This is a genomic window from Larkinella soli, from assembly GCF_003703975.1.
In the GTDB taxonomy this organism is placed as follows: Bacteria; Bacteroidota; Bacteroidia; order Cytophagales; family Spirosomataceae; genus Larkinella; species Larkinella soli.
On record NZ_QTJY01000002.1, the window covers coordinates 461,129 to 475,067 of the forward strand.

The 13,939-nt window shown below is 57.7% G+C and carries 10 protein-coding genes; 5 read left to right on the forward strand and 5 right to left on the reverse strand.

Annotation, left to right across the window (positions count from 1 at the left end; genetic code table 11):
- The first annotated feature begins 57 nt into the window (after positions 1 to 57).
- The 3 genes from eat (at position 58) to DX909_RS08195 (ending at position 4,073) form a co-directional block, all read left to right on the forward strand.
- Positions 58 to 1,398 carry an ethanolamine permease gene (eat, locus tag DX909_RS08185; protein ID WP_128544657.1) on the forward strand — a complete coding sequence of 447 codons (1,341 nt, stop codon included), beginning with the start codon at positions 58 to 60 and terminating at the stop codon, positions 1,396 to 1,398.
- Positions 1,399 to 1,511: 113 nt separating this feature from the next.
- Positions 1,512 to 2,591 carry a hypothetical protein gene (locus tag DX909_RS08190; RefSeq protein WP_128544658.1) on the forward strand — a complete coding sequence of 360 codons (1,080 nt, stop codon included), beginning with the start codon at positions 1,512 to 1,514 and terminating at the stop codon, positions 2,589 to 2,591.
- Between the two features lie 60 nt (positions 2,592 to 2,651).
- On the forward strand, positions 2,652 to 4,073 hold the full coding sequence (locus tag DX909_RS08195; protein WP_128544659.1) for a hypothetical protein: 1,422 nt from the start codon (positions 2,652 to 2,654) through the stop codon (positions 4,071 to 4,073).
- Positions 4,074 to 4,127: 54 nt separating this feature from the next.
- On the opposite strand, the gene DX909_RS08200 is transcribed toward DX909_RS08195, so the two are convergent.
- Positions 4,128 to 4,901 (reverse strand): NIPSNAP family protein, encoded by a 774-nt coding sequence (locus DX909_RS08200; RefSeq protein WP_128544660.1) that lies wholly within the window; start codon positions 4,899 to 4,901, stop codon positions 4,128 to 4,130.
- A gap of 162 nt (positions 4,902 to 5,063) precedes the next feature.
- On the opposite strand from DX909_RS08200, the gene DX909_RS08205 reads away from it, so the two are divergent.
- Positions 5,064 to 6,026 carry an alpha-E domain-containing protein gene (locus DX909_RS08205; protein WP_128544661.1) on the forward strand — a complete coding sequence of 321 codons (963 nt, stop codon included), beginning with the start codon at positions 5,064 to 5,066 and terminating at the stop codon, positions 6,024 to 6,026.
- Positions 6,027 to 6,113: 87 nt separating this feature from the next.
- Here DX909_RS08205 and DX909_RS08210 read toward each other — a convergent pair whose 3' ends face one another.
- The 4 genes from DX909_RS08210 to DX909_RS08225 form a co-directional block, all read right to left on the reverse strand.
- Positions 6,114 to 6,881: a hypothetical protein gene (locus DX909_RS08210; RefSeq protein ID WP_128544662.1), complete on the reverse strand. Its 768-nt coding sequence runs from the start codon at positions 6,879 to 6,881 to the stop codon at positions 6,114 to 6,116.
- An 84-nt stretch (positions 6,882 to 6,965) separates the two neighbouring features.
- On the reverse strand, positions 6,966 to 8,984 hold the full coding sequence (glgB, locus tag DX909_RS08215) for a 1,4-alpha-glucan branching protein GlgB (RefSeq protein ID WP_128544663.1): 2,019 nt from the start codon (positions 8,982 to 8,984) through the stop codon (positions 6,966 to 6,968).
- Between the two features lie 93 nt (positions 8,985 to 9,077).
- Positions 9,078 to 10,787 carry a putative maltokinase gene (locus DX909_RS08220; RefSeq protein WP_128544664.1) on the reverse strand — a complete coding sequence of 570 codons (1,710 nt, stop codon included), beginning with the start codon at positions 10,785 to 10,787 and terminating at the stop codon, positions 9,078 to 9,080.
- Between the two features lie 30 nt (positions 10,788 to 10,817).
- Positions 10,818 to 12,761, reverse strand: coding sequence for an alpha-1,4-glucan--maltose-1-phosphate maltosyltransferase (locus tag DX909_RS08225; RefSeq protein WP_128544665.1), 1,944 nt, complete (start codon positions 12,759 to 12,761; stop codon positions 10,818 to 10,820).
- 396 nt (positions 12,762 to 13,157) lie between these two features.
- Between DX909_RS08225 and DX909_RS08230 the strand changes: the two genes are divergently transcribed.
- Positions 13,158 to 13,922, forward strand: coding sequence for a hypothetical protein (locus DX909_RS08230; RefSeq protein ID WP_128544666.1), 765 nt, complete (start codon positions 13,158 to 13,160; stop codon positions 13,920 to 13,922).
- The last annotated feature ends 17 nt before the right edge of the window (positions 13,923 to 13,939 follow it).

Sequence of the window (13,939 nt, forward strand, 5' to 3'; positions counted from 1 at the left end):
TTAGTACATTGCGCCGACCGCTTCATTCGTTTATTTTCTCATTTTTGTCGTTCTCCCATGACGGAACCTCCAGAAGGCTCCCGGGCGACTGTTGCCCGGCCCGGCCTGCGTAAAGTGATCACCACCGCCCAACTCTGGTCGATTGCGGTGGGCATGGTGATTTCGGGTGAGTATTTCGGCTGGAACTACGGCTGGGCGGCCGCGGGCACCATCGGTTTTCTGATTGCCACGCTGCTGGTTACGGTCCTGTATATCACCTTCATCTTCAGCTATACCGAGCTGACCACCTCCATTCCGGATGCGGGCGGACCCTTCACCTATGCCTTCCGTGCTTTCGGGCCGACGGGGGCTTTCATCGCCGGGTTTGCCACCCTCATCGACTTTCTGATGGCTCCGCCGGCCATTGCAGCCGCGCTGGGGGCCTACGCCCATTTTCTCAACCCGGACCTCCCGGTGTTGTGGGTAGCAACGGCCTCATACTTCGTTTTCATCACCATCAACATTCTGGGAATCAAGGAGTCGGCCAACTTTTCGATGGTCATTACGGTGCTCTCGGTTCTGGAACTGATCGTCTTTATGGCTCTGGTTGCCCCCTCTTACCGGACGGCCAATTTCGTGGCTCATAACGAGTCGTTCGGTGTGGAGGGTATCTTTGCCGCTCTGCCCTTCGCCATCTGGTTTTACCTCGCCATCGAAGGCGTCGCCATGGTGGCGGAGGAGGTGAAGGACCCGAAGAAGACCATCCCGCGCGGCTATCTGCTCAGCATCGGCACCCTGGTGGTGCTGGCGGTCGGAACCATGCTGCTCACCGGCGGGGTGGGCGACTGGCGACTGCTCAGCGAAATCGACTATCCCCTGCCCGAAACGCTGGCGATGGTGCTGGGCCGCAACAGCCCCTGGTCGAAAATCTTCGCCAGCCTCGGCCTGTTCGGGCTGATTGCCTCCTTCCACTGCAACACCATCGGCTATTCCCGGCAAATCTATGCCCTGGCCCGCAGCGGCTACCTGCCGGAATTTCTGGCGGACGTCAACCGACGGTTTCAGACCCCGCACTGGGCGCTCATCGTCGGCGGTGGGGTCGGTTTCGTGGCCCTTTTCTCCGGAACGACCGGCGAAATCATCATTCTTTCCGCCCTCGGCGCCGTGGCGATGTACATCAGCAGCCTGCTGAGCCTGTTTGCCCTCCGCCGGAAGGAACCTGCCCTCGAACGGCCCTTCGTAGCGCCCGGGTACCCGTATGTTCCCCTGACCGCCCTGATCCTGTCGTTGGTCTGCCTGATCGCCATCGTGTATTACAATCCGTGGCTCAGCCTCATCTTTGCCGGTTTGCTGGCGGTCTGTCTGCTTCTTTTCCGGATCATCGGCGTGCGGCCGGTCGATTCGCCCGCGGCCGGATAGGGAAAAACCACCCTGAACCGTCGAACCTTTCAAAAAGCGGGCTTGTTAAGCAATAATACCGCTACCCACCGAGTTTTTACCAGTACATTCTTTTGCAGGAATACCGTTCGGATATGACCTTTTTTGAACGACTGATTCACCGGCTCCGGCCCACACCCCGCCCTCCCGACCCGACGACAGAGCCGGCCTCTTCGTTGCCGGATCCGGCATTGCCGGAAAGCCGGCCGGCATCCGAACGGTTTGAAGCGTTTGTGCCGGAAGTGGAAACGGCGGAACCGCTGCCCGACTGGCTGGAGGATGAAAACCTGCTGCGGGATGAAGGCGTTCTTTTCGGCCTGTCGGAATCCCGGGCGGAAGAAAAGGTAGCGGTGATCCGGATGTATTTCCAGCGGCAGACCGCCCGGCTGGAGCAGGAGGTGGAGCATTACCGCGAGCGCATCGGCGAACTGAACCTGTTCATTGAACAGAAGGAAAACCGAATCGTCGAGTTAGGCCGGAAAACGGAGGAACTGCAAAACCGCCGGCCGGAGGGCGAACACCAGCTGCCGCGCACCGTGGCCGGGCTGGTCCTTTCGGGGGCCATGTGCCTCGGAAATTATTTCCTGATCGAAGAAACCATGCGGCCGGTTTTTCAGGAAAGCCGCCTGATTTCCATCGGCGTTTTTCTCGCCGGAATGTTCAGTCTGTACGGTCGGACTTCGATGTTCCACGATACCGGCTCGCGGGTGAACGTACGGCGGGTTCTGGAGGAAGCCGGCCTGCCGGTGGCGGCCTCGGTATTTATCTTTATTCAGGCTCTGCAGACCCAGCCCGTTTCCAGAGCGGTCGGTGTTTTCGTATTTACGCTCTTTCTGTTCCTGCTGGCCGGAAAGCTGCTCCTGGGCACGCTGACGCTCCTTCGGAACGATCTCCGGTTTCGCAGTCAGGAGAAAAAGCTTGAAAAAGAGCGGGAAATTAAAACAGAAGCCTGGGAAAAAGAGATGTATCAATTGACGGGCGAGATCGACGGCCTGCGGGTGCGGAAGTGGCAGGTACTGCCGCATCTGAACCGGGCCGAAGCGGAACTGCACCGGATCATCGCCCGGCGGGAAATGCTGATCAGCATTTTCGAAAGTGAATTCAATCTGGCCCGCAGCCTGCGCGACCGGCTGAGCGACAGCCAGAAACGGTCGATCCAGGACCGGGGCCTTTAAACGATAAAACCTGAATCTATGCATCGAAGAGTTACTTCAACAAGTAAACTCAGATTGTAAATGAACGAGCAACCGCAGCCAACGAACAGCCAGGATTTCCAGCATGGTTACACCAGCGGAATCGAGGGCGTTGACCGCCAGACCTATGAAGGCTATCTGTCCAGCCAGACCAGCGACGAATGGATCAGCGAACGGGTAGAGGATAAACGGCAGGAAATCCGGCAGATCGACCAGCAGCTGGCCGACAGCACGGCGCAACGGCGTTCGGCTTTCGACCGTCTTCAGGAACACAATATGCAGGCAACCCTGGCCGGCAAACAGGCCGAACAGCTGGAAGCCGATCTCCATACGATCGACCAGGAACGCGAAAGCCTGAAAGAACGCCGGCGGAAGGCCAGCCCCGACTATTCGCTGTTTGCGGGTCTGCTCTTTCTGGCCGCCGGGATCTCCTTCGTGGTCGGTGACCTGATCATCTCGCACGAAATTGTGGCTTATGCTCTGAACATCCGTAACAACGTGGAAGCCTGGATGTTTGCGGTCGGTCTGGCCATGGTGTCCATCCTGCTGAAACCGGTATACGACCGGCTGGTCGAGGAACCGTATCTGACCAAAGCCTCCCCCGAAGCCGTCCGGCGCTATGGCTGGTTCAAAACCGGGATGGCGGTGCTTTCGATTGTTACTCTGCTCATTCTGGGCTGGTTCCGCTACGAAGCCTACCGCACCGACAAGCTGAAGGAAGCGATCAACAAGAGCATCAAAAACATGCAGCTGAACGCGACGCCCCTGGATCCGGCCAATCCGAATCCGGTAGCCGATCAGCGCATTCTGCAGAAAATCGAACAGCAGCTGGCGCAGTCCGACGAACTGAACCTGCAACTGGTCAATAGCCCCTGGGCGTTGCTGTCCTTCGTGATGAGCGGGATTCTGTTTGCCCTGGCCGGGGCGGTTTGTCTGGGCATTTCGCTCCCCGTGCTGCAAAGTTTCTGGTTCCGCTGGCTTCAGGTCGATCCGAAGCTGTGGCGGCTGCGCCGTCGCCGGAAACGGGCGGATAAGCAGCTGCGGGCGGTTCAGCAGGAACTGGCAAAGCAGCTGACCCAGAAAAGCATCCTCGAAAACGAACTGGAGGTGTATCCCAACCCCGAAGAACTGCGCCGTCGGAAAGATACGCTGAATGCGGACATCGACCGGCTGCTGGAAGACGCCAAGCTGGCCCGCACCGACAGCCGGATCGCTTCGTTCAACGACGGGTACGAGAAAGGGCAGGCGGCCCGGCAGGCCATGACCGAAGAGGAATACAACCAGTTCCGGAACGGCTATTTCACGACTTCGAACCTCGCCACCAAAGCCCGCTCCTCTGCCGACCGGGCCAACCCCGAGAAGCCGAACACGAACGGCAACCGCCCGAAACCCAACGGACTCCGGCCCCACCAGGCCGTCCGAAAATACCTCTCCGACGGCTTCGAGCGCGACGAAGACCTCTGAAAAGCGAAGGCCCCGATCAGTGATCGGGGCCTTCGCTCTTTTGAGGAAAACCGGTTACTGAATCGGAGAATAATCCGTGGCTTTCATATAGACGGATTCCACTTTCGTCGTCAGCGGGCCGTTCTTTTCCGAGTCGGCTTTGGCTTTGACCCAGTTGGGGTCCTTGCGGAACTCATCGAAGTGTTTTTTGCCCTCTGCTTCGCTGGGATGGGCCAGAATATAAACCAGCTTCGACTGGCCGGACTCATCGGGCTGGGTCGTCAGCCAGTAACCCACATTGGTCATGCCGTGTTTGGTGAACAGATCGAGCGTATGGTTACGGAAACGGGCCACCAGGTCGTTCAGCTTTCCGGGTGCAGGCGAATACGTCCGGAGTTCGAACACGCGGCCGGACTTTCTGGAAGCCTCGATTTTCGGGGAAATGTCGGCTTCGGTCATAAAGATCTGGTCGACTTTGGCTACGATCTTTCCGTTGGCTTCGGTCTTAGCCACGACTTCCTTCCAGGCCGGATCGCTGCCGAACGCCTTCCAGGAGGCATCCCGGGCTTCGCGGCTGGGATAAGACAGGATGTAAATCAATTCCTTGCGGGTCGTGTCGGTCGGTATCCAGTAACCGATGTTGGTCATTCCATGCTTCTCAAAAATTTTAGTGGTATACTGCCGGAACCGGTCGACGATCGCGTCGAAGTTGCCGGGGGTCGGGTGATAAATCCGGACTTCATAAAGCCGCGACGGATCGGCCTTCGGGGCCGGTTTTCCGCCCGGATCGGCCTGTGAGGAACCCAGCACGGAGACAAGAAGGGTAAGGGCCAGAAGAGTACGCTTCATTCGGGTAAAGGATTTAGTTAAGTCACAAAATTAACGACAGATTCCTCAGAAGCCTACAGATTCGGAAGGATTTGATCGTATTACTTTTTATTTCGGTAACTGCTTTCCTCTCCAATTAAAAATTATATTTACGAATTATTCGCCGTATATAATTTTGATTTTATGCTGAGTCGCGTTGCCAATTCCATTTACTGGATGAACCGCTACATCGAACGGGCCGACAATTATGCCCGCTTCATGAGCGTCAATTTTAACCTTACCCTGGACCTGCCGCCCAACGTCGACGAACAATGGGAGCCGCTGCTGATCGCCACGGCCGATAACTTTCTGTTCTACAACCACTATCAGGAACCAACCCGCGAAAACGTCATCGATTTCATGACCTTCGACAAGCGGAACCCCAACTCGATCGTCAGTTGTCTGAACAACGCCCGCGAGAACGCCCGGACCGTCCGGGAGAGCATTTCGAAAGAGATGTGGGAGAATATCAACGAGTTATACCTGCGGGTCCGGGACCGGTCTCCCAACGTCGAATGGAATCTGAACGGCCTTCAGGAATTTCTGAACGACGTGAAAAGCGGCTGTCAGCAGTTCTACGGGATCATCGACTGCACCATCACCCGCAACGAGGGCTGGCACTTCGGTCGGGTGGGACGCTTTCTGGAACGCGCCGACAAAACCTCCCGCTTCCTGGACGTCAAGTACTTCACGCTCCTTCCCGACTCCGACGCCGTCGGTTCGACGCTCGATCTGATGATCTGGACGGCCGTGCTGAAATCGGCCAGCGCCTACAACATGTACCGGCAGCAATACCGGATGCTGAACCCCTCGACCATCGTCGAATTCCTGATTCTCGACAAACTCTTTCCGCGATCGGTGGCCCACTGCATCCGCCAGGCCGAACTGTCGCTCTACGAGATCTCCGGCAACGCCATCACCAACGGTTTCAAGAACGACGCTGAAAAAGCCCTCAGCAAACTGCGTTCCGAAATTGAATTCACCGAAACCGCCGACCTCTTCAAAACCGGCCTTCACCAATACCTCGACCGCTTCCAGACCCGTACCAACGAAGTCGGCGAAGCCATCTACGAGACGTACTTCGGGTTGAAACCGGTAGAAGTTTAATTGTTGGATTGTTGAATTGTTGAATGAAGCTTCGCAATGCGAAGAATGGCAGCGCCAATTCAATCACTCAACAATTCAACAACTCAATCATTTAAAAAAGGGCAGCGTCAAGCCGACATAGGCCATGGATGCGGTGTTGCGGAAGCGGTCGTTGCCGTCGATGAGGTTTTTGTTGGAGGCCCGCATTTCCGTGGTAATCCACTGGTAGGCGACCCGAAGGCCGACCCGCCGGGTTACCTGGAGCCGGACATAGACTTCGGTCGCCAGCGTTCCGTAATCATTGTCGCCGAGCAGGCGCAGATTCAGCGTCTGGGGCTTGGCGCGCTGGCCCGGACTGGACCGGAAGGTCACCGTATCCTTTTCAGTATTGGATTTCGTAATTTCATACTGCCCGCTGGAGGAAATATACCGCGCGGTGCGGTTCTTGCCGAAGCTGAGACCCAGAATATCGGCGCTGCCACCCACCTCGACCGGTCCCACCCGGATCTGCGCCCGCAGGCCCAGGTTCAGAGAGGTACCCGTCACCCAATCGTACCGCAGGGTATCGAGATTCTCGGGGATCAGGGGGGCGGAGAGAGCCGGAAAACCGGTTTTTCCGCGCGACAGTTTGGCCGGTGCGGTGATGTAATTCAGGTTGTCCCCGTAAAAAGCCGAGCCTTTGATGGTCCAGCCCACCGAAAAAATCCGGTTCGCATCCAGATTCAGTAATTCGTAGTAAGTAATCGAAGGAACGGTATAATCGGTTTTGAAGCCGGCCCCCACATCGATTCCGCTGCTGATGCGGGTGGATACGCTGGATTGAGAAAAAGCGAAAAAGGAAATCAGGACCAGAACGGTCGTCAACAGAATTCTCATACGGTAGCTTTTACTTTGCGTTACAAAGTAAATTAAAAAAATGGAAAGCCGGACGTTTAATCGATACGCCGGCCCTCCCCCTTATCAATTGGTCTGAATTTTAAATACCACGGCCCCCAGGGGCGGGATGGTCACCAGTATGGAATTGGGCCGTCCGTGCCATTCCTCCGGCTGGGAGGCCAGCGGTTCCGGATTGCTGAGACCGCTTCCGAAGAACTCCTTGCCGTCGCTGTTGAAGACCTCGGTCCAGGTGCCGGCCGACGGAACGCCAATCCGGTAGTCGGAGCGGGGTACGGGCGTCATATTCAGTACGATGATGGCCTGTTCCCTGGTTCGGGTCCCTTTCCGGGCATAGATGAGAATGCTGTTTTCCCGGTCCATGGTATCGATCCACTCGAAGCCTTCGGGCGCGAAGTTCAGTTCGTGCAGGGCCGGCTCGTTCCGGTAGAGCCGGTTGAGGGCTTTGACACACTCGGCCATGCCCTTGTGGGGAGCGTAGTCGAGCAGATGCCAGTCCAAGCTGCCGGAGAACTTCCATTCGGACGTCTGCCCGAACTCCCCGCCCATAAACAGCAGTTTGGTGCCGGGGTGCGTGAACATATACGTGAACAGCAGCCGAAGGTTGGCGAAACGCTGCCACTCGTCGCCCGGCATTTTACTGATCAGCGACTTTTTCCCATAAACCACCTCGTCGTGCGAAAGCGGCAGCATGAAGTTCTCCGAGAAGGCATAGACGGTGCTGAATGTCAGTTCGTCCTGGTGCCAGCGCCGGTAGTACGCGTCGCGCCCGAAGTACCGGAGCGTGTCGTTCATCCAGCCCATCATCCATTTCATGCCGAACCCCAGACCCCCGGTGTAGGCCGGCCGGGAAACGCCCGGAAAGGCGGTCGATTCCTCGGCGATGGTCTGTACCTCCGGAAATTCGCGGTACACCGACTCGTTCAGTTCCTTGAACAGGGAAATGGTTTCGAGATTCTCGCGTCCGCCGAAGATGTTCGGCTCCCATTCGCCGTGGTTTCGCGAATAATCGAGGTAAAGCATGGAAGCCACCGCATCGACCCGCAGTCCGTCGATATGGTAGCGGTCGAGCCAGAAATGGGCGTTGCTGAGCAGAAACGACCGAACCTCGTTCCGACCGTAGTTGAAGATATAACTTTTCCAGTCGGGGTGGTAGCCTTTCCGCATATCGGGGTGCTCGTACAGGTGGGAACCGTCGAACTCGTACAGGCCGTGCGCGTCGCCGGGGAAGTGTGAAGGGACCCAGTCGAGATAAACGCCGATGTTTTCGTGATGCAGGCGTTCGATCAGCGTCATGAAGTCCTGCGGGGTTCCGAACCGGCTGGTCGGGGCGAAATACCCGGTAATCTGGTAGCCCCAGGAGGGGGAATACGGGTGTTCCATGACGGGCATGAATTCCACGTGCGTAAAGCCCATTTCCTTCACGTAGGGAACCAGCGCGTCGGCCACCTCCCCGTAGGAAAGCTGGCGTTCGGGGTCCGACGGGTCGCGACGCCATGAGGCCAGGTGGACCTCATAGACGGAAATGGCTTTGTTGAGCGCGTTGAACTTGCCCCGGTTTCTCATCCAGTAGTCGTCCTTCCATTCGTACCAGGTATCCCAGACGACGGAAGCCGTTTTGGGCGGGGTTTCCCACCAGAGCGCGTAGGGGTCGCCCTTTTCGAGTTCCCGGCCGCCTTCATGCGTGATGGCGTATTTATAGACCTCTCCCCGGCCGATGTCGGGAATGAAACCCTCCCAGATGCCCGAACTGTCCCAGCGCACGTTCAGGGGATGGCTCCCCTTGTTCCAGCCGTTGAAATTCCCGATGACCGATACATACCGGGCCGACGGTGCCCAGACGGCAAAGTACGTGCCGACGACGCCGTTGAGCTCGACGACGTGCGAACCGAGTTTATCGTAGAGCCGGGTGTGCTTTCCGGCCCGGAACAGATAGATGTCAAATTCAGTCAGCCGGCTGTAGCCTGAGACGGCCGCATCGGCCGAAGGCCCGGCGGGTGTGTTTTCCACCTGCGGAGTTACTTCCTGCTTTCCTGTCTGCACTTCAGTAGGATTCAAATTCTGGGTTGTCGTGCGTTTCGCCATAAGTCAGCCTGGTCAGATTAGCGCCGGAAATATAGAGAAATTTTTACCAGCGGCTAAGTATGTCGCTCCCTATCCGGGAGCGTTTCCGTTCAGTTATTCTTTTTTCGTCTGCAATAACCCCATCGGCAGGGGAGAAATGTTCTCATCGGCGTTCGGGTCGCCGGAGCGGATCTTCTCGATCTCACGGATGACGTCGACGATTCCCTTCAGCGGAATGTTCACCCAGGCCGGCCGGTAGCTGATCTCATACCCGAGCTCATACACCGCCTTTTCGAGCAGGTAGACCAGCAGCAGGAAGTTGACCTCGCTGCTGTCGCCGAACAGGGGATGCGGATTGCCGAATACGTCCAGATACGCGTCCATGTAGGTATCCCGGATCAGTTTGAACCAGCGGTCGGACACCCGCTGGAGGTGATCCGGCTCGATGCCCTCCGTTTCGCGGCTGTTGAACAGCTTGGCGCAAACGGCGTAGTGATAGGACCGGATCATCCCGGCCACGTCCTTCAGGGGCGAATGCTTGATCTTCCGCTCGGCAATGCTGCTTTCCGGCTCTCCCTCGAAATCGATGATGATGAAGTCCTGCCCGGTCGCCAGCACCTGCCCGAGGTGATAATCCCCGTGAATCCGGATACGGGCCGACTTCAACGGCCGCTTCCGGAAATCGTCGATGAAGGCGTCGATCATTTCCTTGGCCTCCATGAACACCCAGGCCAGCCGCTGCGCCAGCGGCTCGAGCTTCGTATAATTGTCGATGAGGAGGTTATACCGGCGTTCGAGCAGGTTCTCCACCCTCCGGATCATGAACTCCCGGTATTCTTCCGAAAAGGGTTCGGGGGCAAACGCCGGCCCGGCCTCGGGTTTATAGAGCGCCAGGTGCATCTGCCCGCTGCGTTTTCCCAGCAGTTCGACCATATCGAAGACATCCTCCCGGACCGAAAACATCCGGTTCGGAACGGCATACAGAAAATCGTTGAGGTAATCGCCGGTCAGCGCCCAGCTGTCTTTCTGGTTCTCGACCATCAGCTGCATCATGCCCAGGGTGATCTCCGGCCGCTGCTCCGGGCCGGCCGCATCGCGGTGCCACACCAGGCTTCCCGCGTAGGCAGGAATATGGGCAAAATGGCCGGTTTCGGTCAGAAAGCTGACCATATCTACCTCCGGGTTCGTCTCCTGAAAGAGCTTCCGGTACAGTTTCATGAAATACTTCTCCCCGCCGGGCCGCGTTTCCGTGGCCCCCGGTCCGAAGACCAGCGCCGAATTGCTGGAATCCACCGGCAGCACCCGGTTCAGAACCGGCCCTTCGCCGTCTTCTTCCGCCAGCCCCTTCCCGCGGTGAAACACCAGTTGTCCGGCTTCCTGAGGGAGCGTATGCTGCCCGGCCAGACCCTCGAACAGCGCCAGCCGAAAGGGTTCGAAGTATATGCCGTCGACCAGTTGGCCGCTCTGTCCGCCGAAGGCAGCCGGTGCAATGATTCCTTTCGGCGGAATCTCCTCCCCCGACGGACCCGACCGGTCGGGGATGAACGCCAGCGGAAGCTGATAGTTTTCGGTTTCTCCGTCGGCATACCGGACGCCGACGATCAGCAGATACGCCTTTCCACCCGCTTCCCCGGGCAGCGGAATTTCGTGAATGACCCGAATCGCGAAATGATCCTGCTGGCGGGCTTTACCGGCAAACCACCGGCAGCCATTGATGTAGGGCGGCAATACCGCCGTCTCCAGCAGGCGAATGACGGTTTTATCCTCTTTCAGGTCGGGCCAGTCGTGGGAGCTTGTCAGGCCAGGTACAATCAGATCGTTCATGGGTATCATTCGGAAACGGGTAAACGGATACTATCGCTCGATCTTCAGCAGGTGCATCGGCAGCATGTTAGGATCGAGTTCGACGTAATTCCACTGGCCCCGCCACGTATACTGCGCCCCGGTCAGCAGGTCCCTTACCTGATAGGTCTGATCATCGCCGATGCCCAGCTGCCAGGTCGGCACCTGCACCATGCCCGCCCGACGGCCGTAGGCATCCAGGTTGACCACCATCAGCAGCTGATTGTCACCCGAAACTTTCAGGTAAGCCATCAGGGCATCGTCGTCGATCCGGCAGAGGGTCAGGTTGTTCGTCGCCTGGAGCGCCGGATTCTCGTGCCGGATGCGGTTTACGAGCGAAATCAGGTAGATCAGCTTGTTGGTCTGGTTCCAGTCCCAGGACCGGACCTCGTATTTTTCCGAATTCAGGTACTCCTCCTTGCCCGGAATAGGCACGTGCTCCATCAGTTCGAACGAGGGACCGAAGATGCCGTAATTGGAAACCAGCGTAGCCGCCAGGAAATACCGGATCAGGAATTGCGGCTCGTGGCCAGGCTGAAGGATAGACGGGTTGATGTCGTGCGTGGTTGGCCAGAAGTTCGGGCGGTAATAGTACTTCATCTCCGACTGGGTCAGCTCCCGCATATATTCCTCCAGCTCATACTTGTTGTTTCGCCATGTATAGTAGGTATACGACTGCTGGAAACCGCGTTTGGCCAGTTGCTGCATCACCTTCGGCTTCGTGAAGGCTTCGGCCAGGAAGATCATGTCGGGATACTGCTTCCGGACCTCCCCGATGACCCACTCCCAGAACTGGAACGGCTTCGTGTGCGGGTTGTCGACCCGGACCATCCGCACACCCCACGAAGCCCAGGTCAGCAGAATTTCCTTCAATTCCTGCCACAGGCCCGGCCAGGCTTCGGTTTCGAAGTTGATCGGGTAGATGTCCTGGTATTTCTTCGGCGGGTTTTCGGCATACTGAATGGTGCCGTCGGGCCGTTTCTTGAACCATTCCGGGTGTTCCTTCGCCCAGGGGTGGTCCGGCGAACACTGGATGGCGAGGTCCATGGCGACTTCCATGCCGTAGTTGGCCGCAATGGCGATCAGATGTTTGAAGTCGTCGAGCGTCCCGAGGTCGGGGTGAATGGCGGTGTGGCCGCCCAGTTCCGAGCCGATGCCGTACGGAACGCCGGGTTCGCCGGGCTGCGCCACCACGTTGTTGTTCCTGCCCTTCCGGAACGCCATGCCGATGGGATGGATCGGCGGCAGGTACAGCACGTCGAAGCCCATACCCGATATTCGCGGCAGCAGTTTTTCGACATCCCGGAAGGTGCCGTGCCGCCCCGGCTCCTGGGAAGCCGAGCGTGGAAACAGACAATACCAGGTGCTGAAACCGGCGCGGGGCCGGTCGACGGCCACCACCAGTTCCCGGGCATACCGCGCGACGTGTTTCCGTTCCGGGTAGCGGTTCAGCAGTTCCGTGAAATAGTCGCTCTGGGCCACCCGGATCGCTTCGTCGTACTGGTTTTCGTCCTGAAACAGCCCCGCGATCCATTCCAGCCCCTGCCGGTCTTCGCCTTCGGCTTTTTCGGTCATACCCCGAACCAGCACCAGCCCGGCCAGCAGTTCACTGGTCACCCGCTGCCCGTCCCGGATTTTCAGGGAAATTTCGTGCTGCCACGAAGCGATATGATCGGCCCAGCCTTCGATCGTGTAGAGATAGTTGCCCTCTTTTTCAATAGGAAAGGAGGCCCCCCAGCGGTCGTTGATGATGAATTTCATGGGCACCTCGCTCCAGGCGGCCTCGTCGGCGTGTCGGTAGAGCAGCCGGGCCGCCACCTTATCATGCCCGTCCAGAAAGATATCGGCTTCTACGGCAATGGTTTCACCCGGCACCGCCTTGATGGGAAACCGGCCGCCGTCGATTTCGGGAACAACTTTTTCGATGACCACCCGGATCTGTCCGTCGACCGGCATTCCGGCGGGTCTCTTTACGGTCTTCTTACGGTTTGCGGATACTGCTGGTGTATTCATAGATATGCGATGGCATCATAGGGTAGTTAAACACCTAAAGAAAGAAACTATTGCCTACATGTTAAAATAAGCCCTGCAATTAAATGTTGTAAAAAATCGGTGAATATGATGGTACGAGCCTAAGAAGTATAAGTACGTGCCGGTTGCCTAAACTACGTGATTTTCAGATTAGGTGCTTTCTCTCTACAATTTTTCCTTTCCATTCTCCAATTTTGGTAAGACAGTTTGATTCCCTTCGATAACCCGCTTTTTATGGAACAGGCGGCCCGTCCGATCCGGACAGGCCGGTAAATGCAGCTCACTGACCCAGGTCGAGCAATTTTTTAAATCCTTTTCCATATGGCCAAACAATCAAAGTACGAGTTCGACGAATGGGTCAGTTCCGTGCGACCTGACCCCCGCAACACCGAGCAGATTACCCTGCTGCAGGGCTTCCTCGGTCCTTCCTCGGAGGAAGGGCACGTCCGGGTCTATTCCGACGAAACGCTCAGCAACTTTGTTGAGATTCCGGATGAAGCCATCCTCTACGCGCTGAAACTGACCGCCGAGGAGTCGCCACTGGGCGGCAGCAAGCTCTGGATCCAGTCCGGCGCCATTCTCACCTACGGCGATCCGAAGGCCGCTGCCCGGCCCAAATCGACCTTCCTCGAAGGCGACATCATGCAGCAGTACGGAGCCTTCGGACCGGCGGCCGGCCCGGGAATTCAGCCGCAGGCGGCTTCCGTGCCGCAACTGATCTGCGCCCAGCCTCTGACCCGGCAATCGGTCTGCATCATCTGCTTCAACACGGTGAATCAGATAGCGACCTGCTACCGGACCATCTGTAACCAGGGAACCTGTCTGATTTCGGCCTGTAGCCCCCGGGTTTCCTGTTACCGGACGATCTGCCAGAACCTGACCTGCGTCAGAACCCTGTGCGGGCCGGCCTCCTGCCTGCCGATCCTCTGTGGAGTAGGCGGCTGTGGCGGCATCTCCCAGATCAATCCGGAATCGCTGGCCTGCGGGCCGATCGGCGGACCCATCGGACCGGCCGTACAGGGTGCCCAGCCCGATACCACCCAGTTCGGCGGCTATTACGGGACGTTCAATCCGTATATGTACTGAGAATCCGTCGCCGGGAG